Origin of the sequence: Neisseria sp. 83E34, from assembly GCF_001308015.1 — a bacterium.
In the GTDB taxonomy this organism is placed as follows: Bacteria; Pseudomonadota; Gammaproteobacteria; order Burkholderiales; family Neisseriaceae; genus Neisseria.
In genome coordinates this window covers 399,995-422,103 of record NZ_LGYH01000001.1, presented here as the reverse complement: position 1 = coordinate 422,103, position 22,109 = coordinate 399,995, and the positions used below count along the sequence as shown (strand labels likewise).

At 48.4% G+C, this 22,109-nt stretch carries 26 protein-coding genes; 1 reads left to right on the top strand and 25 read right to left on the bottom strand.

The genetic code is table 11. The features are described 5' to 3' along the window. Window positions 1–10: 10 nt before the first annotated feature. From AKG09_RS02060 to AKG09_RS02040, 4 genes are all read right to left on the bottom strand, one after another. Window positions 11–619, bottom strand: coding sequence for a hypothetical protein (locus AKG09_RS02060; RefSeq protein ID WP_054617824.1), 609 nt, complete (start codon window positions 617–619; stop codon window positions 11–13). Between the two features lie 238 nt (window positions 620–857). Beyond that, window positions 858–1,451: a hypothetical protein gene (locus AKG09_RS02055; protein ID WP_054617823.1), complete on the bottom strand. Its 594-nt coding sequence runs from the start codon at window positions 1,449–1,451 to the stop codon at window positions 858–860. 633 nt (window positions 1,452–2,084) lie between these two features. Then, window positions 2,085–2,624: a DNA cytosine methyltransferase gene (locus AKG09_RS12125; protein ID WP_231623882.1), complete on the bottom strand. Its 540-nt coding sequence runs from the start codon at window positions 2,622–2,624 to the stop codon at window positions 2,085–2,087. A 16-nt stretch (window positions 2,625–2,640) separates the two neighbouring features. Beyond that, a complete protein-coding gene (locus AKG09_RS02040; protein ID WP_054617821.1) occupies window positions 2,641–2,898 on the bottom strand; it encodes a hypothetical protein in 258 nt (85 codons plus the stop codon). Here AKG09_RS02040 and AKG09_RS02035 point away from each other — a divergent pair. After that, window positions 2,897–3,265 carry a hypothetical protein gene (locus AKG09_RS02035; RefSeq protein WP_054617820.1) on the top strand — a complete coding sequence of 123 codons (369 nt, stop codon included), beginning with the start codon at window positions 2,897–2,899 and terminating at the stop codon, window positions 3,263–3,265. The two genes, AKG09_RS02040 and AKG09_RS02035, sit on opposite strands and share 2 nt — an antisense overlap. A 47-nt stretch (window positions 3,266–3,312) precedes the next feature. Here the strand turns inward: AKG09_RS02035 and AKG09_RS02030 are convergent, their stop codons facing one another. The 21 genes from AKG09_RS02030 to virB10 all read right to left on the bottom strand — a co-directional run bounded on the left by AKG09_RS02030 (window position 3,313) and on the right by virB10 (window position 22,099). Then, window positions 3,313–3,591 (bottom strand): type II toxin-antitoxin system RelE/ParE family toxin, encoded by a 279-nt coding sequence (locus AKG09_RS02030; protein WP_054617819.1) that lies wholly within the window; start codon window positions 3,589–3,591, stop codon window positions 3,313–3,315. Further along, window positions 3,588–4,406, bottom strand: a complete 819-nt coding sequence (locus tag AKG09_RS12120) for a DUF5131 family protein (protein WP_231623881.1) — start codon at window positions 4,404–4,406, stop codon at window positions 3,588–3,590. Before AKG09_RS12120 ends, AKG09_RS02030 begins: the two co-directional genes overlap by 4 nt. Window positions 4,407–4,482: 76 nt before the next feature. After that, window positions 4,483–4,815: a hypothetical protein gene (locus AKG09_RS02020; RefSeq protein WP_054617818.1), complete on the bottom strand. Its 333-nt coding sequence runs from the start codon at window positions 4,813–4,815 to the stop codon at window positions 4,483–4,485. 36 nt (window positions 4,816–4,851) lie between these two features. Next, window positions 4,852–5,856, bottom strand: coding sequence for a site-specific DNA-methyltransferase (locus tag AKG09_RS02015; protein WP_054617817.1), 1,005 nt, complete (start codon window positions 5,854–5,856; stop codon window positions 4,852–4,854). 179 nt (window positions 5,857–6,035) lie between these two features. Then, window positions 6,036–6,326, bottom strand: a complete 291-nt coding sequence (locus tag AKG09_RS02010) for a type II toxin-antitoxin system RelE/ParE family toxin (protein ID WP_054617816.1) — start codon at window positions 6,324–6,326, stop codon at window positions 6,036–6,038. Window positions 6,327–6,333: 7 nt separating this feature from the next. Further along, window positions 6,334–6,642 (bottom strand): type II toxin-antitoxin system Phd/YefM family antitoxin, encoded by a 309-nt coding sequence (locus AKG09_RS02005; RefSeq protein ID WP_054617815.1) that lies wholly within the window; start codon window positions 6,640–6,642, stop codon window positions 6,334–6,336. Window positions 6,643–6,714: 72 nt separating this feature from the next. Next, on the bottom strand, window positions 6,715–7,785 hold the full coding sequence (locus AKG09_RS02000) for a hypothetical protein (RefSeq protein WP_054617814.1): 1,071 nt from the start codon (window positions 7,783–7,785) through the stop codon (window positions 6,715–6,717). Window positions 7,786–7,801: 16 nt separating this feature from the next. Beyond that, window positions 7,802–8,323 carry a plasmid mobilization relaxosome protein MobC gene (gene mobC / locus AKG09_RS01995; protein WP_054617813.1) on the bottom strand — a complete coding sequence of 174 codons (522 nt, stop codon included), beginning with the start codon at window positions 8,321–8,323 and terminating at the stop codon, window positions 7,802–7,804. Between the two features lie 83 nt (window positions 8,324–8,406). Then, a complete protein-coding gene (locus AKG09_RS01990; RefSeq protein ID WP_054617812.1) occupies window positions 8,407–9,516 on the bottom strand; it encodes a hypothetical protein in 1,110 nt (369 codons plus the stop codon). Between the two features lie 76 nt (window positions 9,517–9,592). Continuing rightward, window positions 9,593–10,828: a hypothetical protein gene (locus AKG09_RS01985; protein WP_156320769.1), complete on the bottom strand. Its 1,236-nt coding sequence runs from the start codon at window positions 10,826–10,828 to the stop codon at window positions 9,593–9,595. A gap of 54 nt (window positions 10,829–10,882) precedes the next feature. Further along, window positions 10,883–13,750 (bottom strand): LPD7 domain-containing protein, encoded by a 2,868-nt coding sequence (locus tag AKG09_RS01980; protein WP_054617810.1) that lies wholly within the window; start codon window positions 13,748–13,750, stop codon window positions 10,883–10,885. A gap of 74 nt (window positions 13,751–13,824) precedes the next feature. Continuing rightward, window positions 13,825–14,286: a hypothetical protein gene (locus AKG09_RS01975; protein WP_054617809.1), complete on the bottom strand. Its 462-nt coding sequence runs from the start codon at window positions 14,284–14,286 to the stop codon at window positions 13,825–13,827. A 172-nt stretch (window positions 14,287–14,458) separates the two neighbouring features. Continuing rightward, entirely contained in the window at window positions 14,459–15,088 is a 630-nt protein-coding gene (locus AKG09_RS01970; RefSeq protein WP_156320768.1) for a hypothetical protein, read from the bottom strand. 150 nt (window positions 15,089–15,238) lie between these two features. Continuing rightward, window positions 15,239–17,272, bottom strand: coding sequence for a type IV secretory system conjugative DNA transfer family protein (locus tag AKG09_RS01965; RefSeq protein WP_054617807.1), 2,034 nt, complete (start codon window positions 17,270–17,272; stop codon window positions 15,239–15,241). 185 nt (window positions 17,273–17,457) lie between these two features. Further along, a complete protein-coding gene (locus AKG09_RS01960) occupies window positions 17,458–17,646 on the bottom strand; it encodes a hypothetical protein (RefSeq protein ID WP_054617806.1) in 189 nt (62 codons plus the stop codon). A gap of 3 nt (window positions 17,647–17,649) precedes the next feature. Beyond that, window positions 17,650–17,976: a toxin C-terminal domain-containing protein gene (locus AKG09_RS01955; protein WP_054617805.1), complete on the bottom strand. Its 327-nt coding sequence runs from the start codon at window positions 17,974–17,976 to the stop codon at window positions 17,650–17,652. A 121-nt stretch (window positions 17,977–18,097) separates the two neighbouring features. Then, the gene (locus tag AKG09_RS01950; protein ID WP_054617804.1) at window positions 18,098–18,496 is read right to left on the bottom strand and encodes a single-stranded DNA-binding protein; all 399 of its coding nucleotides are present in this window, start codon (window positions 18,494–18,496) and stop codon (window positions 18,098–18,100) included. A gap of 14 nt (window positions 18,497–18,510) precedes the next feature. Continuing rightward, complete coding sequence (locus tag AKG09_RS01945) at window positions 18,511–18,846, bottom strand: hypothetical protein (RefSeq protein WP_054617803.1); 336 nt, start codon at window positions 18,844–18,846, stop codon at window positions 18,511–18,513. A gap of 107 nt (window positions 18,847–18,953) precedes the next feature. After that, window positions 18,954–19,472, bottom strand: a complete 519-nt coding sequence (locus tag AKG09_RS01940; protein WP_082391721.1) for a thermonuclease family protein — start codon at window positions 19,470–19,472, stop codon at window positions 18,954–18,956. After that, window positions 19,472–20,593, bottom strand: a complete 1,122-nt coding sequence (locus AKG09_RS01935; protein ID WP_054617802.1) for an ATPase, T2SS/T4P/T4SS family — start codon at window positions 20,591–20,593, stop codon at window positions 19,472–19,474. Before AKG09_RS01935 ends, AKG09_RS01940 begins: the two co-directional genes overlap by 1 nt. 57 nt (window positions 20,594–20,650) lie before the next feature. Then, entirely contained in the window at window positions 20,651–22,099 is a 1,449-nt protein-coding gene (gene virB10 / locus AKG09_RS01930; RefSeq protein WP_054617801.1) for a type IV secretion system protein VirB10, read from the bottom strand. Window positions 22,100–22,109: the final 10 nt, after the last annotated feature.

Here is a 22,109-nt window from a genome sequence, read left to right as displayed (position 1 = left end):
CCCTTTAAAATTAATTTAAGTAAAATTGTAACTTTTCCTCAAAATCTTTTAGTACATCTGAAGAGCAGTCGTCTATATTATTTAACCATAATTTATATGAATTATCTGATTCTTGTCCTACACCAGCTGTAAAATATGTCCTCTCTATTATTTTTTTATCTGTGTTAATATCTATAATTATTTGTTTATTTTTTTTTGTATACATCGTATCTTCACCATTAGAGGGGACATAAAACAAGATCAGTCTATCTGTTATTTTTCCTATTGAAAAAAGCTCTTTTCCATCTATATAATATTTTTTTGAATTAAGTTTAACATGATGATCAAAGATTACTGAATTTTCCATATTTGAGTTAGATAATCTACGCCACTCCTTAGAATCTACATATATTTTCACACCAGCTTCGTCATGACATTTTTTTTCTATATAATTCTTAACTGCCATAAATTCCCAAGTCCAATAAACAAATACAGACCCCATCAGTAACATAAACCCTGCAAACCGGCCTATCCGTCTTCCTAGACCCAGCTTCGAAGTAAGCTTTCCACATAAATAAGCAGCCAAAACCGTCAGGCCAATCCAGACTGACAAACCAAACAATACGGCTAATCCCAACATGGATATTCCTATTCCTGTGTATAAATAAATTCAGTTGTAATAATTAAATGGAGTGTTCATGATCTTCTTTATCTTTCATTTGCAATAGCGGCCTTTATCTGATCTTCGTCTGAAAATTTTACCTTGGAAAAATCGGCATACGCTGTTTCAGCCAATAAAACATAGTTCGATATATTATTAATACTCATTAAAAACCCCTTTCAAGAATATATTAAAAATTACTTGTCGCACTTAGTAGTTATCTTAAATATTGTTTTTTAAGCTCCCATTCATCAAATGAATCACAGCCTTGAACCGTCTCAAGCCAAAATTTCAATCCTTGTAAATTATTAGCTATTGCAGGCACGCCTACGCTGACTTCCATAATTTTAAATAAAGCAACCCTGTCTTTTTCATCATAAAAAACTTGGTAATTCGCTACTATATATGGCTTATATTCGTTATGTCTGTAATTAACAAGTCTATTATTATATCTATATGATGCTTTATATTTTCTATCTTCAAACACCAATACCCTCTCATCTTCTATTGGTTCCTGGACAGTTTCCAAATCCTGCCGTTCTTGTTCACTGATTTTTGCCCAATATTCTTCAGGCGTAACATAAACGGTAAAACCTGAATTTTTACACCACTCCTGCGCAGTCTGCCGAAGCGTCCAATATTCCATAGTCCAACTAACCATCCAACCGCCCATCAGCAGCATAAACCCGACAAACCGGCCTATCCGTCTTCCCAAACCCAGCTTCGAAGTAAGCTTTCCGCACAAATAAGCAGCCAAAACCGTCAGGCCAAGCCAAACTAATAAACCAAACAATACGGCCAATGCCAACATGGATATTCCTATTCCTGTATGTAGTATATTCAGGTGTAATAATTAGGGTGTTGATGCCCGCGCAAACATAACAGACATGCAATACAATAACATCTTTACAAAATAATTACAAACATCACACTCAATTTAATTAAATTAAATATTTTTAATAAATATAAATGATTAAGCGAATTTATTTACAAACCATCGGTTTCATTAGCTTAAAACCAAAATTTTACCTGTCGTAGTTTTTAGACAGGAGCTGATTCAAATTTGAAGTGCAACTTTTCATAATAGAAAAAGGCCAGTATGAGGTTGATGTAGAAAATCCTAACATTGTTTACACTTTCGTTTTTTGCTTGAAGATCCATTTGGGGATTGTTGAAGGTTGTCAAGAATACCGAAAGGCACGCGAAGCCGCATCGTTCTTGAGAATGCTCAAAAATCACGAAACAATCATTTCAGCACAAAACAAAAGCCATCTGGCATAATTAAAATGTAAACACCACGACCTTTTCCGGCACATGAAAGGTTCTAGAAAAACGCAAAAAAGCCCCTGCCGCCATACACAGAATGTATGGCGGCAGGGGCTTTCTCAAAAAGGTTCATCATAAAAGTAAACAGACATTCGGCCCACAGTAACAAAAATCGGACTTATGCCGCTTGTTTTTCCTGTCTGCCCATCTTACCGGGTTTGTAATTCGCACGAATCAACGCGGCCATCGGCGGCGGCGATACGGAGTTGCCGCACATCCTCACCTGGGCGGTTTTGGTCAGAGGTTTGCCAGTATGGTCGTGGTCAAAGACGTAATCGTCGGGAAATCCCTGAGCCTTGTAAAGCTCTTTGGGCAGCAACATACGCAGGGTTATGTCCACAATGTAATAAGGTTCTTTATTCACATAAACCTTAACCAACGATAATAGGTCTTCGGTCGTCAGATCATCTATCGGGGCTGACAGATTGCTGACGTCACTGTTACCGCAATAGTTAATCAGGAATGAGGCAACTCTGAGCGCACGTTCTTCGGCATTGCCCAGCTCACAAACAGCCAGTGAAGTTTTACCACCGCCACCATTGGTCATGACCGTACCCATCGGTGCGGCAATGTCGCTGCCGGTGCTGGCTCCGAACTGGCGTATCAGGCAGGCTGATACCAGTTGTTGCCGGCTGCCACTGTTGGTGATCGTCGTCATTGGTTCGGATGTGTCTTTACTCTGCACGGTCTAGACCGGGATTTTGCATACCGTTTGTTGTCGGTGTTTGTTCACGTTCCGGCCTATGCAGGGCATGGATATGGTTATAGGTATCGCGGAACTTGGCGTATTGCTCGCCCTTAACGCCTTGCAAGTGATTGTAGTTAAATTCCTCTTTGTCTTCGTGCCACACAATACGGGCTTTCTCCACGCCCGTCACAAAAAAGCGGTTGGGATACTTGCGCCACTGCGTAATTTCTCCCGCTTCCAACATGGGCTGGAATCTGGGTGCGTGCAATATGATCTATTTTCCGCTGCTCCCTCTCGATGGCTGCCTCTGTTTTTTCGATGCTTTTTTGAAGGGTGCGCAAACTCGCGTTCTGCCGTTCACAACGGTTCATAGTTACTTGCCCGTTGCGCTTATCGTTAAGCGGTTGGCCGTTCTCAGACTGTACGTCGTCGAAATGCGCCTGTATTTTGTTGTCGAAAGCAGTCTGCTTTTTGGCCAAAGACCTCTGCAAAATTTCCATGCGTTTACTGCGACCGAGCTTGCTTTCATTCTCCATGAGCTTACTCCGAAAAATAAGCCCGGACTGCGGTATCTGGGCGGTATGGCTCGAATAGTGAAAAAGGCCGTCTGAATTTCAGACTGCCTTCCGACAATTACAGATTATGAATTTAGATTAATTTACTCATCAGGCCATTTTTGCCATTGGGGCAGTACGGCAACAACGGTCAGGTGTTTTTCCGACACCGTGTAAACGATGCGGTAGCGCAACGGATAAAGCTCGCGGGTGTTTTCGACCATACCCGGCTTGCCCATGTACGGTTGTGAAGCGGCCAAATCCAACAGCCGTTCAATCTCCTGAAAAGCTTTTTGTGCAGAATACATACCTGCAAAATCTTTTCGAGCGTCCAATAACTTGTCTAACTGTTCAGATGCTTGCCCTGACCAAATGATTTTCACTCAGACGCCTTCTCGGCAGCCCATCGGGCAAATTTTTCTTCCATTTTTTTACAAACTTCCGAATGCTCAAGCACCCGTCCAGCAGCAATATCAGCCAAGCCTTTTTCCACTTCTGCGCGTACATAGGCTTCATAACGCTGTTTTTCGATGAAATCGCGCATAAATTCCCGTACCAGTTGGGAGGCATTGCGATCAGACAGGCGGGCGGCTTCCATAAATGCCTCTTTTTCGGCATCGGGAACATTCATAATAAATTGTGCCATTTTCAATCTCCTTTCAAATATATATGAAATATATATCAGAAAATTTTCCTCATCAACCAAATTTTCCAGCAGCGGTTCACAGGAAATAAAGCGGACTGTCGCCGGAATACTTCTCAGCAATTCGATCCGGGGCAGCCCGTAACGCCGGTCCTCCACCGATACGCCGAGCCATACGTTTTCAGGGACGGTTCGCATAGCAAAATATTCCGCCATTCTCTCCGCCCGTTTAGTCAACACCTGATAAGTGTGCTGCGGCGTTTGGCGGATGGTTTCAAAGATACGGTCAATGTAGGTAAACGGCACGTCTTCGTGAAACGTGTCGGACATGGAGTTCACAAAATAAACCGTCGGCTTTTTTCTGCCGGCGGGTTCTTTCAGACGGCCTTCCATCAGGGTAAGGGCAAAACCGTTTTCATAACCGGGCGTATTCATGGATTGCAAACGCTTCGCCATTGATTCGGCGTAGCAGTTTTTGCATCCGGGCGATATTTTGGTGCAGCCGGTTATGGGATTCCATGTACGTTCCGTCCATTCGATATTGCTGTTGGCCATATCAAACCTCTTAAAAATACGAGTGTCCGAGACAGGTTGGCAGCCGTGATAGGCGGCTTATTTATCTCAACGGTAGTTAAAATGGGATTTTTTGACAATCTTGATCCGAACCGCTTTTAAAGCGCGGAGAACCCACACCACTCGGTTCATCCTTACAACCATTATCCAAATCACTCTCGCAATTCACTTGCTGATAATCGGACGGGAAAAGACCGTCGGCATCAAAACAGGCCGTCTGAAAACAGCCGTACCGATGCCCAAAATCCCAAAACCAATATTCCTTTTCCCCCGCATCATTGATTAAGTAGAGACGCGCGCCCAAATGTTCATGTGCGCAAAAATCCCGTAAAGCGGAATCAAGGTCTTCGGATTCGTGAAGGGCGCAACCGGATTCAATGTAAAAAGCCATATCAAACCTCCAAAAAAATATTGCCGCCCGTATTTGTCACAATGCCCATCCGATTGCCATTTGTGCCGTCCGTTCTTGATGCAATGCGGCAAAAGCGGGATTCAGTTCTATACCTATCCACTTTCGCCCCAAACGGTTGGCTGTTTCCGCCACCGTGCCGCTGCCCGAAAACGGATCCAGCACCCAATCGCCCGGGCGGGAACCGGCCAAAATACACGGCTCGATCAGCTTCGGCGGGAAAGCCGCCAAATGGTCGTGCCGGGCGGCTACGGTGGATACCGGCCATACACTGCGTTTGTTACGCAGCGGTCTTGCGGGGGTGTGTTCGCGGTTACTGCGGTGTTGGGTCGCACTTTGGCCGGGATTCGGCGTTGCCGTGTATTTTCCTTTCGTCCGACAAAAATCATTTTGCCGGTTTGCTCCGGGGCGTCCGTAACTGTCCGAAGATTCCCGGATGGCTTCGTGATAGAAGTAGTAACGGCTGTTTTTGGAAAGCAGAAAGAGATATTCGTGTGAGCGGACGCAGCGGTCGGTGACGGATTCGGGCATCGGATTGGTTTTATGCCAAATAATATCTTGGCGCAGATACCAGCCGTCTGCCTGCAAAGCCAGGGCAACGCGCCACGGAATGCCGATCAGGTCTTTGGCTTTGAGGCCGTCTGACAGCGGTGTGCTTTTCAGACGGCCTGTCAGTTGGGCGTTTGTCTGAAACGAATCTTGATACCCGCTAAACGGGCTGCCGTCGGCATTGCGGCCTTTGCCGCTGCCTGCATAACTGTCGCCGAGGTTGAGCCATAAGGTTCCGTCATCGGCCAATACATCGCGCACCATGCGGAATACTTCCACTAGGTTGCCGACATACTCGTTTACTGTCGGCTCCAAGCCGATTTGTCCGTCACAACCGTAATCACGCAAACCGTAATACGGCGGTGAGGTAATGCAGGTTTGAACTTTCACGCCTTGCTGAGCCAACCGAGGGAGTACAAGGCGGCAGTCGCCGGTAAACAGGCGGCCGTTGTCAGATTGGGTGTAAGAAATCATGAGTACACCTTTCTTTACAAAAAGAAAAAACACCTTGCAGATGCAAGGTGTTTTTACGGTAGATAATCCGATCTTGTTCAATATCATACAAAACCGAGCAGGTGAAACCGTGAGCGGCTCAATTTTAGACCACAACTGCGGTTTTGTTCCTGAATGGAATTGACAGGTATCTGTCGAAATCAGGGAAATTTCCGTGCAGTATGTACGATATTCAACACATACACGGTTTTGCTGTTTTCATCTATTTTAATGAATGCTGTATAAGGCAGATTGCCGACAAAATATTCGCGCGTACCTTCAACCAAAGCACTCTCAACCGCACGGTAAGGAAAATAAGCCAATCCTTCCAGTGCCGTCTCTATACGGCGGCTGATGATTTCTGCCAAACTTATACCGCCCTCATCGGCATAGTACGACAAAACAGACAACAAATCCGATTCCGCTTCAGGTTCATAAATTATCCTGTACATTTTCCGCTCAACGGTTTTTCAGCTTGTTGCGGATGCTATCCAAAGTATCCGCATGAACAACCGCTGATTCTCGGCCTGCGCTGCCGTTTTGCTCGAAACGCGTCAGAGATTGTTCAACTTTGGCCTGCAACCAGTCGTCGTAGCCGTTTTCTTTCTCGACCAACATATCGGCCAGATAAGTCCCCTGCAAATCCTCCAAAGAAACAAATACGCCGACGGGACGCTTGTTTTTAGTCAGCAAAACCGGTTCGCGGCGGACGGTGTCCAACAGGTCGCCGAAATTGTTTTGCGCATTGCTGGCAGTCATGATTCGCATAGCATTTCCTTTGTTTTGCCGATAAATTTGTTTTACATTTTAGCTAATTTAGGCAAACTGTACAAATAAAACTCAGCGCGATATATCTTTCTCTTGCTTGTTTTTACCATGTTCCGCCAATTTCTGTTGCAGCTTCTCAAGCTCCGGCTGCTTACCTCGTATGGTGTCGTACTGGTTTTGCGCTTTGGTATCAAACGATTGCCCGGCCACTTCTTTTGCCAGTTTGCTGATTATCCGCGCTTCGCTTTTATGCCCCATCTTGTAAAGCTCTTTGGCTATCAGACCATATTGCTCCAGGATAATGCCACGCGTCTGCATGGTTTCTTTTAGATACGGATGTTTGGGGCGATCATTGTTTTTCAGTGCTTCCATCAACTCAACCGCCTGTTGCCTTGCCGCATTCGTAAACACCCCGCGCTGACGCATGGCCCGCAGCAGGCTGTTTTCCGGTTTCTGTACCTTACCCCGGTGCTGCCGCTTGGTGGCCGCGCACAGCACGCCTTCTTCGCGCAACTTTTCCGCAAAACGGACGCGCCACTCGAACAAATCCGCTTTGCGCGGATTGAGCCGCCGCCCGAACTCGTCGCGCATCAACACGCACAGGTGGACGTGGGGGTGTTTCGGCTCGTCGGGATCGTGGCTGTCGTGGTGTAGGCCGAATACATATTGATGTCCGGCAAACTGTTCGGCGGCAAAGTTGCGGGCGGCATTCAATACCGCGTCGGGTAGTGTACCTTCGGGCATGGATAACACGATGTTAAGGGCTTCTTTATGCTTGCTCTCTTCGGGGATACCGAGTTTCCGCCAATCGTCTGCAAAACCCATGACTGCCCGTTTACCAACCAGCTTTTCGCCGGATTGCGTCTCCAGCGGCACTTCGCCGTTACGCGATACATAATCCAAATGGTTGCGGACACCTTTCATGCCTTTGGAGTTGTTACTGAGCCGCTTGGGGATTTTAACCATCACTTCGGGATGTTTGAGTGCGGCAGCACGCAGGTTGGCCAAACCGCTGCCGGGCTTTAAAGGTTTGGAATGTTTACTGCGGTCATTACCGAAATAAAGACTACCGTCTTTTTTGGCTTTGACAGCCCGGGTTTTATAACCCAAAAACCAATCGTCTATTTTACGGTGCAATGTCATCTTTACTCCCTTCCGGCTACTCCCGCTTGCGGCGGCGGTTGGTTTGCAGCACATGGTTTACTTTGCCGACGTGGGCTTCGATAAACTTCTTCAAGTCACTGATCTGTTGGCTGCTTAAAGATACGTTTTCACCCGCATTTAGACGGCGGGCGATTTGGTTAAGATTGCGGCCTATCATGACCAACTGATAGTTGGATTGCGACAGCACATCGGCTTCAAATGCCGACAAAATCGGATAATGCGAGATATGGGATTGGATAATGTCTCTGACGACATCGTTAATGGAGCCGCGACGTGTCTCCGCTGCCGCCTCAAGATAGGCGCGGTCTTTATCCGGCAAGCGCAGGGTGATGCGCTTTTTGCATTTGGGTGGCGGCAACTTAACCGGTTCGGGTTCGTCAGCCGGTACCAACTGAGCCTGTAACAGTTTCTTGGCCAACAGAGACACGCTGGCCTTGCCGTACCGTTTGAAAGCGAGTTCGCGCAAAGCTTTGATTTCTTCATCGGACAAACCGTACACATCAAATTTTTTCGGCATGATAGACACCCTAATTGTCATCAACAAAGAAAAAGCCTGCCCTTCAAAAGAGGCAAGCTTTTTAGACGGACTTAATCAGAAAATCAACGGTCTATACCGGTTTCTATGTTCCGTTCATCCGATAAGTCATATGTTTTTCCGGCATCCCTGATTTGCGACTGATAAAAGTTAATCCGTGCCTGCATCCGCACATCGGCAGGCAAACCAGAAACTGTTTTTTCCATTAGTTGCTCCAACATTGTGAAACGCTGCTTTTCCGCTTCAGGTGCCGCTGTTGCACGCAGCCCTTGATAAGTACGGCGGGCTTTGTCCAGTATTTCCTGCGGCAGTGTATCGCCGGTATCGGAGTTGCTCCGGTCGAACAAACCGCTGTTATTGACGGCGGACTTCATCTGTCCGTCCGCATTCATAAAATAACCGCCGAAGCCACCCTGCCGGTTGCGTTTCTCCCATAACCCTTTGGCTGCATCCGTCTGCGAACGGGCGGGATAGATTTCTTCTCCTATACACTGTTCGGCAAAGCGGTAAAGCGCAGTTCCCACGCCTTTGCTCCGGTAATCTTTCTCTATTTCGACACGAAACGGTACGAAATAACGGCTCCCGTCCTGTTTGGCCAACGGGCGGTTGCTACGGAAGCCGTTTTCTCCATCTTCAGGCGATAACACCAAAACGCCGATCCAACGGTTGGAACCTTCAATTCGTATATGGAATGTACAATCTTCCACTTGCCTGAAGCTCAGGGTTTCATGCACCGTCTTGGACTTTTCGATATCTTCATAAAATGTTCGTGTCCGGCTGCGCTGCTCGGGTAGATAGCCTTCTCTAGGCTGCGGCCATATCCCCATTATTCTGCCTTCGTCATCATATTTAACGTATTCGGTAATCGTCTCTTTTACGCTCCGCCGTTGCGTTTCGTAGTAACAAATATGGCGGGAAACCTCATAAGTATCCGCAACAGGGTCGGGATAAAAAATTTTCGGTTCTCCATTTTTATCAAGCAGCCGGACAGGAACTTGACCGTTTTGCCAATCGCCAAACCAGTTTTTAAATTCATCTGTGCGTACCTGCACCCACTGGCGGTAGTCGAGCACCGTTTTTCCTGCCGTTTTCTCGGCTTCGTATGCGTCCTTTCCTCCCAAACGCTCTTCGGTCGCAAAGTAGCCGGGCAATTCTCCGTATTTCGCTTCAGGCATGGCACCTCCAAAACAAATGCCTGTCTGAAAAACGGTTTTCAGACAGGCATACGGTTAAGACCGAAAGCATAAATGCTCAACGTTCGGGCGAATAGTCGTTATGGAGGTCGGCACCCATATCGTACTTCTGAGCCTGTTGTTGGATTTGGCTTTCGTAAAAGTTGGTTCGGGCCTGCATCTGCACCTGAGGCGGCAAGCCGTGTATCAGGTTTTCCATTGCATGTTCCAACACAGATCGCATCTGCTTTTCGGAAGCAGTCAAAGTCGTGCCCTGCATCAAATAACGGTGTTTGGCCAACTGCAACCGCTCTTCAGGCGGTAAAGCCGCTTCTTTTCCGACCGAAGGTTCGGCTTGGCTGTGCGCCAAAGCAGCCTTCTCCTGCCGTCCGATATAATCCATTACCGCATCGGTTTCCTGCGACGGAAACTTGGTGTGCTCTGTGGCACGACTGAGGCGGTCGGTTGTCAGCAGATGGGTTTCGCCCTGCATAAATGTTGCCGTAATATCAAAATTGCCGACGGTCTTTTCCCAACGTGCAGTGGTTGATACATAGCCATAACCGTTTTCGGTCAGGGCTTGTTTGATACGGTCTTCGCTGTTGGCCGTCAGCAGCATTTCCGTTGCTTCGGCCGGTTTAAAGGCAATACCGTATTCCGACTTTTGGGCAAACCGGTTGAATACGGCTGCCGCCGTTTCGGTACGGGCATCCCGCGTATCAATATCAAACACGGTTTCCCATCCTTTTTCCAAAGCCAGGTACCGTCCGTTGCCGTCAAATCGCGCATAAACGGTTTCCGTACCGCGCGGATTCAGATTGCCGCCTTCGGAAACGCCGTCTACACTTTTTACGGCAGTCAAAGCATCCTGTTTCGTCCATCCGTGAAACCCGGCTAAACGGTCAATGATTTTTTCCGAATGATGTTTTTCAGCACGGTCTATGCTGTTTTCAGCCGCTTGCCGCTCCGGTTCGATTTTGCCGAAAGCCCGGTAAAAGTCGGCCTCCGAAATCAAATCGTATTCATTGCGGTACGGCTTCGCGTTCTGCTGAAACAGCCGGTATGCCTTTGCCGCATCGGTATTTTCGTAAACCAGTCCTGCCCGAAAAGCCGAACCTTCCGCCCGCTCGAAACCGGAGCCGTCGGTAGCCTGCAAATAAGGTGTACGGACAGGTTCGTCTCCCAGCAACAGATAACCGTTGCCGTTCTTTCCCCTGCCCACCACAAGGTAAACCTCGCGCAAATGCCGGTTTTGGTGTTTAACGGACTGGCCGGTTTCAAATAAGGCTTGCCGTGTTTCTGCTTGCTCCATCATCTCTCTCCAAACAAAACAGCCTGAAACAGGCTGTTTCAGGCTGCGGTCAGTTTATTAACGGCCGATTTCGGGCTCCGGCGTCTGCCTTTGTTCGTGCTCCCGCTCCGTCCGCTGCTGCGTCGGAATGTGTTGCCCGGGGGTGTGGGCCGGTGCACGCGCAGGTTTGGGTAAATCCAGCTTGCGCCCGTGCATCATTTTTCCGGTATGCTCGTAATAATTGACCAAAGCCAATGTGCGGGCATCGCCCTTCAGTCCGCGGATGGTATCCATAACGTTTCGTTCGTGGAACTGCAAGTGCTGTTTGTTGGCTTTGGACAATTTTTCGGCTTTCGCCATATACCCGGCTTTTGCCGCAGCATAACGGGTATCGAGCGCGGCCGATTTCATGCGCCCTGCTTCGATAGCCACTTCGGACGGGATTTCGCTTTGCCCGATTGCCTGTAACGGTACACCGAGCCGGGTGTCTGCCGCATGGGACGTGTTGATGGTCGCTTTGGACGGGATTTCGTTTTGCGACATCATTTTGTCTGCTTTCGCTATGGCCGCAACATCGGGCTTGCCGGGTACATTCTCCTCCTCCCGATCCGGTGCTTCCTTTTCCCGCCCTTCCCGTTCCTGAACGATTTCCATTTTAAACAGCTTGCGTTCGACTTCTTTTTTCTCGGTGCCTATGACTTGGCCGCTTTCATCCCGGACGTTCACATCAATTTCCACCGGCTGCTTACCCAATGAATGCAGAATGATGCGGTCGCCCACCTCCGCCCCGCTGCGCTCCATTGCATCGGGAATATCTACGCCCCAGATGGTACGTTCTTTGCCGTTCCGCTCCAAGACGATATACGGGCTGTCTTGATTCTCGGGGTTGTGGCGGTACGGTGCCTGACCGACGCTGACAATCCGTTCGCCTGCTTGGGCAACCCCGGCGCCGTTTGCCGCAGCAGCCTCCGGGGCTTCGGCCGGTCTGTTACGCTTGTCGCCCGGGAAAGGAACCGGCGCGACTTTTTCCACCTCCGATGCAACGGCGTGTACGCGTTCGGGTTGCTGTTCTATGGTATTTAACGACCGTTCTTCACGCAGTCTTTTCAGTAATGCCAAATCCTCATTGCTAGGCCGGTAGCCGCTGGTACGGATACCCTGACTTTCCGCCGCCACATACATCATGGCCTTAAACTCTTGGCTGCCGCTGATTTTGATGCTGTCCCAGCCTTTGGCTTTGGCCACCTCAAGCATGTCGTTGATGGTTTGGGTGTCGGTTTTGGCGGTGCTGATTTTTTTGCCCGCGTCGGTAAACATAACGGTGGTATGGTTGGCGGCAGACAGATATTTGCCGTCCGCTACCACATAACGGCTTTCGATGCTTTCCGGCGGTATGCGGTAATTCAGGTCGGTTACGGGCTTTTTGACCGTTTCATACGCCGGCCCGTTTTCGGTCTTTTCCGTTTGGGCGGGTTCGGGTGTCTTTTCCAGCGTGTAACCGGTCAACGGAACCGCCGACCCTTCACTTAGACTTTCTGTCCTATCCGTTTTTACGGCGGTCTTGTCCGGTGCGGCCTCCGGCAACGGCTCCGGTTCTTTCGACGGGCGTATGGCGGTGTACTCGATACTGTTGGCAGCCGGATCGGATGTTTCGTGTGCCGGGGTTTGTCGGTTTTCTTCCTGCTCGGTATTCATTGCGGCTTCTCCCTGTACAAAAGCCGCCGGTGTTTCGGCGGCTTGTTCGGTTGGCGGCACGGTGTGTGCTGCCGGTTGTGTTTGTCCGGGCATCGGGATGCCCCGCATTTTCGCTTCTTCGGCAATTACGGCAGCCCATTCCTGTTCAGACAGGGGTTCCGGCGGTTGCCCTGCGGCAGGTTCGGATAAACCGGTTGTCGGCACCGGCTCTTTATCAACCTCATACTGTCTGATTGCCGTTTCTATTTTTTCACGCACGGCTTCGATACCGGCCAGACGGTGCAGATCGTTAAAATCACTCGGCAGCTTGGGACGGCCTTGTTCGTCCACACCGTTTTCCTGTTGATATTGTCTGATTTGGGTCATGGTAAATTCCGGTTCGACAACCTGCGCCCGACCGCCGAAATACGCCGCTGCCTGTAAAGCTTTTTTCATACCTGTCTGACTGGCATCGTTATCCACCGCAAGGGTAACGGGGACGTTATCAGGCAGGCTCTTGGCCAAACGTTCCGATACGGCCACCATGTTTCCGGCATTGAACGCTACAACCACGGTTTTATCCGTAGCCTGATGGATGCTGGCGGCGGTGGCAAAGCCTTCCGCAATCACGATACCGTGTTCCATTTTGTCGGCATCCCCGACAACGGCAAAACCGCCATGTACCTGCCCGCCCGACAAAAACCGCTTGCCGCCGTCTTGGTTGATGGATTGCACATTCACAATTTCACGGTTATGCACCACGGGTACCAACAGATTGTTGTCGCCCTGATACAGGTTTTGACGCAGGCCGGCGACCGCCGCCGGATCGGTAATCCCTTTGGCGGCCAAATAGGGATGGTTGATGTCGGCGGGCGTTGCGCGCGACCAAATGCTTTGCGCCAAACTTTTTGCCTTCTCCCGCCGCTCTGCCTGCGCCTGCTCTTCGGCCAAACGGGCTGCTTCCCTTTGCGCCTTAATCCGCGCCTGCTCCTCGGCAGACGGCGGCGTGTAGGGTTTGTCGGGGCGGTAGCCGTTATTCCGTGCATCATGGAACAGCGAACCTATGGTGCGCGTCGGGTTTTTGATGCTCTTCCAAACATTGCGGGCGGCACGGTTGTTGTAGTTGTCCGCCTGTTGTGACCATTGGTCCCATAAATCAAAACCGTTTTCGCCCAACTCGTGTTTGATCGAGTAGCCGGTATTCACCCACACATCCCGGTCATGCGGGTCAATATAGCTCAGGGCTTTTTGAATGTCGTCGTAGTTGCTCATAAATTTTCTCCAAAATTAAAACGGCCGTCTGAAAACGTATTTAACCTGCACGTTTTTTGCCGGAAATGTCGGGGCTATCTGCCTTCCTGCCGGTCCGCAGGGATTTCGATTGTGGTAATTACTTCTTCATATTCACTGGCGATTAAATTATCCAGGTGGGAGTAATAAATCGAGCGTGAAAAGGGACGAAGGGAAAAAGCCGCGCAAACCAACACGTTGAATATAAACAAACCGAAAGTGAGACCAATGCTTGAGTTCCAAACGTCTATGAAAAACGATTTCAAATCGGTGCCGGATAAATCTAAATTTGCCGCAACCACAATACACAGACAAATCAAGAAGGCGGCAGCCTGAGCAAAAAACACCGTTTTGACCGTCCATATGAGCAGCCCGAAAATCTCTTCAAACCAATACTGAGGATTACGGTATATTTTTTTTCTCATCCTTTCATAATCACTCAAAGGAATAACCAGTCGTGTGCGTGGAATGATGTCATAGTGAATTTTGTCGTTGTGTATTTCGCGCTTCAATTTCATTTCATTTCATTTCTTCCTAAATATTTATGAAAAACCGCCTAGAAATACACAGGCCGCCTGAAGAATTTCAGACGGCCTGTGTATTACCGTTAATTAAGCAGATTCCGGTTGCAGCTTTATAAGGGTTTAAAAAATAAATGGGCATATTAAATTCAGACAGGTAGGAGCGGTTTTATCTATCTTCAGGAAGATACCGAATCGTGCCCACTTCCGGGGGTGTGCCTCGATAGGAAGCAGCTCCAGTACGAGTTTTGGGGTCATAAAGGATATTGCCTATATGTCCAGGGAAAAGCTTGTCTATTCTCCAAGCAATTTCAGCAGGGCAGTGTGCAGACGGATTGTGTAATTCTGTTGTGGATAATAATATACCGAAAGTAAAAGCAGAATCACAACCATCAAAGTGGGTCACCTCAGGCGGAATAATAGAGTTGGCTGTATCGGTGTTGCCAATGATAATTACACATGTGTTTATTATAGGCACCCAACTTGGCAAACCGTTGCCGTTAATCTCCTCTCGGCTAATACCGCCCTTTCCGTTTGTTACTGCAAACAATCGCTCATCTTTCTCTTCCAAAAATATCTCTTCGGAAACTTTTTCAAGAATATCTGGAGAGATGGAAGACTTATCTTCAATACTAATATACAAATCAATCGGCCAACTGCTTTCAATATCCTGCATCATCAACTTATCGGCTTGGGATAGAACACAGCGTATTTCATGATGGCTTGTGTTTTGTTTGTGTGTGATAACACGGTTTCTCTTACATTCATCGGCACCTGTAATTAAAATTAATTTACGCATAACTTTTCTCACAACTTAGTTTTACCTTGTTGACTTGCTATATACCGGCTACGTTGTCGCTCTGTGCCACGCGTTACCAATACAATTTTCTTCATCATCAACCTCCAAAAAACAGACGGCCGCCAAGGACCGTCTTAATACAAATCCAAATTAAGCCGCAGCTTTCGGCTGGCCGCTTCCTACCGATATACCGGAAGTCTCTTTCAATATTTTGGCGATAAGCTCCAAACTGCCCTCGCCCCAATTCTTGGCAATAACCGGCACCAGTTGGGCCACAAATTCCGGCGGACTTCCTGCCGGAACCAATGCCGTGAGGACGGAACGGGCAATGTCCTCCGAGTTCCCCGCCTCTTTCCAGTTAAAGCTCGCCATATCTTCCGGCGATACATAATCCGGTTGCAGCGCTTGTTCCGGCGCACGTTTAAGTAAAACAACTGACAACGCCGGTACCGCAGGCGGCGGAAGATTTGCCCTTTTACTGAAAACAGGGTCTTGCCAGTAAACGATTTTCTTAGCATAAATAGACCGACTGTTGGTTAGGCTGATAATACAATCCTCTTTCGGCATCATTTTCAATTCGTCGGGATTCATGACAGCACGTCGCTGATCGCTTACGCTGTTACTGCGGCTGCTGCTTTTGCCGTGCGAACGCGACGTCGATTTAGTCTTGAACGTCTCGTATCCTATCAGTTTGCTGTACTCTTCAGCATCAGCCTGTTCCCGCGGGGGAAACACGATTTGACAGCCGAAATTGGTAAAGAATGTCCGCATACCGGCTTTTTGGTAAAGCTTTTCAACTTGGGACGGAGTTTGGAAAATAATCGCCAGCCTCATGTTGTAACCGGCCATGTATGCGACCCCGTGCTCAATAGCCGGCACCACACCGAGGGCGGTAAATTCGTCCATCATCATCAAACACTGGTATTTCAAAATATCGGGGTTGTTTTCAGGCAGGCCTTGATAGACATTGACGTTGGCCAGCAAACTGAAAAACAGATTGGTTAAACGCGAAAATACGGCGGTTTCCGTCGGCAGAATACCCACATAAACCGTCATGAGTTTTTTGCGTACATCATCAAGAAAGAAATCGTCATCGCTGGTAGCCGCCTCTACCACGGGGTCAATAAAAATACTCAAAGAGGCGGTCATGGTAGCTACAATATCCGCTCCGGTCTTGGCATTTCCGTTTGCAAAATCCATTAATAGGGTCATGCAGTTGTCACTAAGACGGGTATGTTCCTGCCGGTTCCGCAACTCGATTTCGTCTTTTATCCATTCCGATAAAGTTTTGCGGTTTTTAGGATTGGCGAGCCTGAAAAGATTGGCCATAGTGGTTTTGTTTTCAGGTAGGCTCAAATCCCGTTCCCCCTCCGTTTCAATCAAATACATCAACAAGCCGGAAAACAGCTTGCGTGACGATTCCACAAAGAACATGGCGCTTCCGTTGGGGTTAGGAGGGTCGGGATACATAATCGTTGCAATCCCTTGCGCATCTTTAAACGTATATACCGGATTGCGTCGGACATAAGTCAGCGGATTCCAACGGTGGCTGACCAAAGGCGCATTCGGGTTGCGTTCGTGTTCGGGCATACGGCCGCCCGGGTTAAACAGGTAAACAGCCTGTCCGTGCTTGGCACGAAATCCTGCCGTAATCAGGAAGTTTTCCAGTTTGGGGTCGTACACCACCATGCTGTGCCGGTAGTGTAGGCAATTGGGAACTACAAAACCTACGCCTTTACCTGAACGGGTGGGAGCGGCAAGGTAAACAAACTCCTTTCCGCTCCATCTTAAATAGTTTTTTCCGTATTTACCGATGAGCAGGTCGGGAGCTTCTTTGGGGTCGAATTTCTTTTTCAGTAAATTCATTTTTTTTATTTCGCTGCGGCGGGCAAACCGTGCCGAACCGTGCAGCTCCCGCTTGGGCTTCGAAAACAGCGCAACCAGTATCAACACGAAAACCACCACGGGCATCAGGGCGGCAACGGCACTTGAAACCTCCAACCGCCAAACCATGCCCTTCGGCAGTTCGTCTATATACTGCCAGTAGGTGTACAACATCATCACGGACGGTTCCGCTTTAAGCCCCATCCATTGAGCGTAAACCATGCTGCCGATATACATACCGCCGCATATGGCGGCAGTCATTACAGCCAAACACATAACCGCAATCAATAAATACTTCATACCCGTACTCCGCAAAAAAGCCCGTACTCTCGCGGGCACGGGCATCAAATATTTCTAAAGAAGATCCTATCTCAGGCGGTCAATGCAATTTATTCTTTGATAGCATATAAAAAGAATACCGTCTGAAACGGCGTTCAGACTGCTCAATCATACTATACCGATGGAAATATCCGATAAGTATGAATTCAGATATGCAGGGCGCAATACACTTTATTTCCATCAAATCCCTTGCTGACTAATTTGACAGTTTTGAATGTTTCTCCTTCATCATCGGTAACCACCACCACGAGCTCCTGATTCTCAAAGGTTTTTAACTCTTCAATAATTTGTGCAATGCTTTTCTGCCTGTCTTCCCATTCTACGATTTCACTCATATCTCAATCTCCTATACGTACTGTTAAATTTTCATTATAGGTTCCGAGGCGGGTCTGCTTGCTTCCCAAGCCTGCCACGGTTTTGGCCGCTTTCCAAGCACCTCCTTTGTGGTTGTCCACATCAGGAGTAATATACTGCAATCCTTTGACTTTGGCAGATTTAGTAGCTTCATAAACGGTTCTTCTATAACCGATTTTTTCAGCAGCTTTCGTTGCTTCGGCGGTAGTTGCAAAATACGAGGCAGCCTGTACTATATCCAATGGTATAAAGACGCCCCCCATCAAGCCTACAGCAACAAATAAAGCGTGAAATAGCTGTTTGGTTTTCATAAACGATCTCCTATGCCATATAAATTAACAACCATCCTAAATTTCGGAACATGGAGAAGTCAACGTTTTAAAAATTCATCTGACATAAACAATAGAAATATAAGAAATAACCTAACCCATTTTATCCCATGCCGTACAAGCCGCCTTTCATCTCTTGACAGACATCTGCATCCTGCCTGTTATGGCCGGATGTACGGATAATCTGCATTTCATTGCAAATAACCTCGCTGACGGATCGCTCGATACCGCCTGAATCCGTATAACGGCGTGAGCGCTGCTTGCCGTACACCAAAATGCAGTCGCCTTTTTTCATATATTGGCAAACAACCTCCGCATGACGGTTATACAGCAACACGGTAAACCACTCGATATGCTCTTTCGGTTCCCGGGTCTTTTTGTCGGTCCATCTGTCGGCGACGGCCACATTGATTTTGGCAGTCGGCGTACCGTCGGGCATATAACGTAGCTCGGGGTCTTTGGCCAAGTTGCCCATGACTTCGATTTTGTTGATATATGGCATACTCCCTCCTTTTTTCAGCTGGTTTTATTTATTTTAGATAGTGAAGAAAGGGAAAGCCCCATACCGGTTTTGCCTTGACCCGGAGAACCCAATACCATATCGGATTGCTGCGGCCAACTAACAGGAGTGATCAACTCTATATCGATAACCGGGTTTTCTTCTTTACATATGTTCTTTAATTCAGGACGGATATATTGGTCAACGTCCTCCCAACACCGTAACGGAGGGCACTCCAATACAAGGCTTGCAACACGAATCTTTTTGTCCGATACAACATTGTCGCTATCATCGGATTCGTAAAATGAAGCCCGGACAAAATAACTGATTTTTTCGGAAAGAGGCAAAGTCATTGTAGAACCTTTCTTTTATAAGTCATCAATAAAAAACAGCCCCTACAGAAGGCCGCTCATGACATGGCATTTTTCTGCGGTGTCGTAATAGAACGCTGTCACATGTTTTAAAATTGTTTCCGGTAGTCGGCCGGATTGATCGGATGAGGATCGGCCCACAAACCGGCTTTTACCGATTTTGCCGCCTCCTCCGCCCCGATTAATTCGGCATCGTCGGTATACTCACGGTAAACCCAAGCATAACCGGAGCGTACCATCTTCAGATTGATGTTTGTCCGCCCAAGAAATACCGTACCCAATGTACGGCCGTATCGGTCTTGGCCGTGCGAAACAACGCTGACCGTTTTGCCGTGGATTTGACCGGATAAGTATTGTTTGGCTTTCTTCCCGTAAGGCTGCCTCCTTTCGGGGGCATCAATGCCGAACAGCCGGACAAAAGTTTTGTCTTCTCCCTCTTTCAGACAGGCAAAGGTGTCTCCGTCTGAAATACCGATAACCCGGCAGGCAAATGGCCGGGACGATACGGCTAAAGGATGCCGGAAAAACAGACCGGCCAATACGGAAACGGTCAGCAAAACGATAGCGGCAGGTCTCCACCCTGCCGCCTTCAATAGTGCTTTAACCATCACGAGCGCCCGCTCATGGCATAGAATTTCTCCACCGGGTCGAAGTACAGCTCCTTCAACCGGGTTTTCTCAAAGTAGCAGATGACGTCGATGGTGGAGCGTACGGTGTTGAGAATGTAATCATAATCCATGCTTTGTCCGGTAGCCGATTCTTTGGCCAACTGTGCAATCCGATAGTGTACGGAGCGCGCGTCGTTGGCATGGACGGAAGTCATCCCGCCCGGATGGCCGGTATTCAACACCGATAAATAATCCCAAGCCTCATCCCCGCGCAACTCCGTTAACAGAATACGGTCGGGCTTGAGACGCATACACGCCGCAACAATCATCTTGGCCGTGATGTGCTCCTTGTAAAACAAATGGGCATGGTTGGGATGGTTTGGTGTGCTTAATTCATGCGTATCTTCAATCGTAATCAGCCGCTGCTCCGTCGGAATCATGTCTACCAATGCTTTGGTAAAAGTGGTTTTACCGGAGCCGGTGCCGCCGACCATGCAGATATTCAAACGGTGGTCGATAGCCATCTGAAAGAAATCATTCAGATTGCCGTCAGCCTTATGCGCCAACATCCGATACTGCCAATCGGTAAGTACCACGTCATGCGGCAGCTTCATCTTGTCGGACACATCGCGTACACCGCGGCTGTCTATTTCGATTGCCGAAGGTTTCACACGCTCCGTTGTCCCGTAAACCGAAACGTCGTTGAACGTATCCAGACGGCCGGAGTTGATATAGTCGCCCAAAGCAAAGCGCGTGTTGGACGGTTTACGAAACGCAAAAACCAGTGTTTTGTCTTCACAGGAGGGCGGCATCATGATGTGTCCCCGCTCACCGTCCGGCAGTGTGACGGAATGAATCGGCGTTTCATAACAGAGGTGTTTGCTGTTAAAGATGCACAAAGCTGACGCCAGCTGGGTAAGCGCCGTTAGTGTCAGCTTGTCGTCTTCAATACGCTCGAAACCGGCCGAAGTCTCCAAAAACAACTCTCCGGGGCGATTGATTAGCACCTCGGTAACGCCGGGGCGGTTTAGTAGTGCAGAAATCCCCAGTTTATCAAGCATATTACGCACGGTGGCATCAGAGCGGATCGCTCCGACAGAAGAACCGATTTCGGTATACATTGCCTTTTCCTACAAGAAAATGCACCCGCATTAAGCGGGTGCTTTCGGTTGAATAAATTAATACATCATCGGATTGGGAACGGTTTCATAAACCTGATCGAAATTGACATCACGGGCAACCATAATATTAATCAACGATCCCTGATTAATTTCGCCGGTCGGCGGAATATTGATGCTGTTTTTCAAGACTTCGGTGGCCATGTCTTGAGCTGCATCACTGGAATTTTCATAAGAAATATTGTTATTGCTGCCGCCGCCCTCTACCTGGCTGTTACTGAAACCGGTACCCACGTCTTTAATCAAACTAATCATGATTGCGCCGCCAAAGCGTTGCCAGAAATGGTAACGGACGCGGGCGCGATGGCCTGATTCGCCTAATGCACCGCTGCCGGGGCTGCGCAACGATACCTTCACACCCGACGGCGTTTCCAGCTCGTTCCACAACACAAAGACCATAGCTTGACCGTGCAGCAATGCAGAGGTCTGTTCACCGGTCACTTTACTTCCGCGTTCTACCAGCAACACTTTGCCGTTTGCAGAATAAACGTCTTGGGACACAACACAGCGTGTAAAGCCCGGCTGGGTAGTCACAATACGGGTTTCCAAACCGCAGCGCAGATTGGTTCCCTTTGCAAGTAGATAGGTTAAATCCCCCCGTTGCTCGGCATTTGTCGACGGTGTAAAGGATGGGTTCAGTTTGTCAGCAAAAGAAGAACCGGAACCGGAGGATTTTTCAGAATCAGACTCACCCAGTAAACCGCCCGATGGAGGACTGACGGTTGAGCCGGCATCACCACCTTTGTCGGATTGTTTATCACCGGAAAGATGTGTAGAATCCGTTTCAACAAACATCTCTCCTTTCAAACGTCGATCATGGATGCTTTCGACGGGATCTGCCGGTTTTTCACCAGGGTGCCCCCCTACCGCCGCATCCGAAGGCTGGCTGTCCGCTCCTGACGGTAGAGTGGTCTGTTCGGCAGCAGGCGTACCCGATGCCGGCGAAGCAGGAGCCGGCGCGGAAGCTGCTTCGGCTGCCTCTGCCTCACGCGCTGCCGCCATAATTTTCTCTTTGTCCTGATTAAAGTCTTTCGGTCGGGTATTCCCGGCAACATCGGCTTCTTTTTGTGCAGGCTGGCTCTCTGCCGTTTGCTCCGTATTGCCGCTGGAAAAAGCAATCAGACCAGCAACGGCCGCTCCGGCAGCAACAATGCCGACACCCAAGAAAGCGACTTTACGCATATTTTTGTTTGTACCGGCGGTCAAGTCTCGCGGAATACCCGGTTCAACATGATTGTTTCGGACGATTTCAGACAGATTACGATGGGCGTATGGCTGTTCATGACTATTTACATTGTCACCACCGGAAGAATCATGTTCTATTTCACCATAAAGCCCATTTTCATCAGCAGAAGATTCGACAAAAGGCTTATCTTCATAGTTTCCCTGATCAGATGTGCCGTTTTTACCGCTTCTTCTCAGCGATTTGAGTTTTTTCAGTAAATTCATTTTATTCCTT

Bases quoted from the DNA above. Each gene is read 5' to 3' on its own strand.
- AKG09_RS01985 (WP_156320769.1), bottom strand. From the start codon at position 10,828: ATGATGGAGCAAGCAGAAACACGGCAAGCCTTATTTGAAACCGGCCAG.
- AKG09_RS01975 (WP_054617809.1), bottom strand. From the start codon at position 14,286: ATGAAATTGAAGCGCGAAATACACAACGACAAAATTCACTATGACATC.
- AKG09_RS02035 (WP_054617820.1), top strand. From the start codon at position 2,897: ATGGGCTGGAATCTGGGTGCGTGCAATATGATCTATTTTCCGCTGCTC.
- AKG09_RS01960 (WP_054617806.1), bottom strand. From the start codon at position 17,646: ATGAGTGAAATCGTAGAATGGGAAGACAGGCAGAAAAGCATTGCACAA.
- virB10 (WP_054617801.1), bottom strand. From the start codon at position 22,099: ATGAATTTACTGAAAAAACTCAAATCGCTGAGAAGAAGCGGTAAAAAC.
- AKG09_RS02010 (WP_054617816.1), bottom strand. From the start codon at position 6,326: ATGTACAGGATAATTTATGAACCTGAAGCGGAATCGGATTTGTTGTCT.
- AKG09_RS02015 (WP_054617817.1), bottom strand. From the start codon at position 5,856: ATGATTTCTTACACCCAATCTGACAACGGCCGCCTGTTTACCGGCGAC.
- AKG09_RS02000 (WP_054617814.1), bottom strand. From the start codon at position 7,785: ATGACATTGCACCGTAAAATAGACGATTGGTTTTTGGGTTATAAAACC.
- AKG09_RS01955 (WP_054617805.1), bottom strand. From the start codon at position 17,976: ATGAAAACCAAACAGCTATTTCACGCTTTATTTGTTGCTGTAGGCTTG.
- AKG09_RS01940 (WP_082391721.1), bottom strand. From the start codon at position 19,472: ATGGTTAAAGCACTATTGAAGGCGGCAGGGTGGAGACCTGCCGCTATC.
- AKG09_RS02040 (WP_054617821.1), bottom strand. From the start codon at position 2,898: ATGTTGGAAGCGGGAGAAATTACGCAGTGGCGCAAGTATCCCAACCGC.
- AKG09_RS02055 (WP_054617823.1), bottom strand. From the start codon at position 1,451: ATGTTGGCATTGGCCGTATTGTTTGGTTTATTAGTTTGGCTTGGCCTG.
- AKG09_RS01945 (WP_054617803.1), bottom strand. From the start codon at position 18,846: ATGACTTTGCCTCTTTCCGAAAAAATCAGTTATTTTGTCCGGGCTTCA.
- AKG09_RS02060 (WP_054617824.1), bottom strand. From the start codon at position 619: ATGTTGGGATTAGCCGTATTGTTTGGTTTGTCAGTCTGGATTGGCCTG.
- AKG09_RS01965 (WP_054617807.1), bottom strand. From the start codon at position 17,272: ATGAAGTATTTATTGATTGCGGTTATGTGTTTGGCTGTAATGACTGCC.
- AKG09_RS01950 (WP_054617804.1), bottom strand. From the start codon at position 18,496: ATGCCATATATCAACAAAATCGAAGTCATGGGCAACTTGGCCAAAGAC.
- mobC (WP_054617813.1), bottom strand. From the start codon at position 8,323: ATGCCGAAAAAATTTGATGTGTACGGTTTGTCCGATGAAGAAATCAAA.
- AKG09_RS01990 (WP_054617812.1), bottom strand. From the start codon at position 9,516: ATGCCTGAAGCGAAATACGGAGAATTGCCCGGCTACTTTGCGACCGAA.
- AKG09_RS12120 (WP_231623881.1), bottom strand. From the start codon at position 4,406: ATGGCCAACAGCAATATCGAATGGACGGAACGTACATGGAATCCCATA.
- AKG09_RS01980 (WP_054617810.1), bottom strand. From the start codon at position 13,750: ATGAGCAACTACGACGACATTCAAAAAGCCCTGAGCTATATTGACCCG.
- AKG09_RS01935 (WP_054617802.1), bottom strand. From the start codon at position 20,593: ATGTATACCGAAATCGGTTCTTCTGTCGGAGCGATCCGCTCTGATGCC.
- AKG09_RS02005 (WP_054617815.1), bottom strand. From the start codon at position 6,642: ATGCGAATCATGACTGCCAGCAATGCGCAAAACAATTTCGGCGACCTG.
- AKG09_RS12125 (WP_231623882.1), bottom strand. From the start codon at position 2,624: ATGACGACGATCACCAACAGTGGCAGCCGGCAACAACTGGTATCAGCC.
- AKG09_RS01970 (WP_156320768.1), bottom strand. From the start codon at position 15,088: ATGCGTAAATTAATTTTAATTACAGGTGCCGATGAATGTAAGAGAAAC.
- AKG09_RS02020 (WP_054617818.1), bottom strand. From the start codon at position 4,815: ATGGCTTTTTACATTGAATCCGGTTGCGCCCTTCACGAATCCGAAGAC.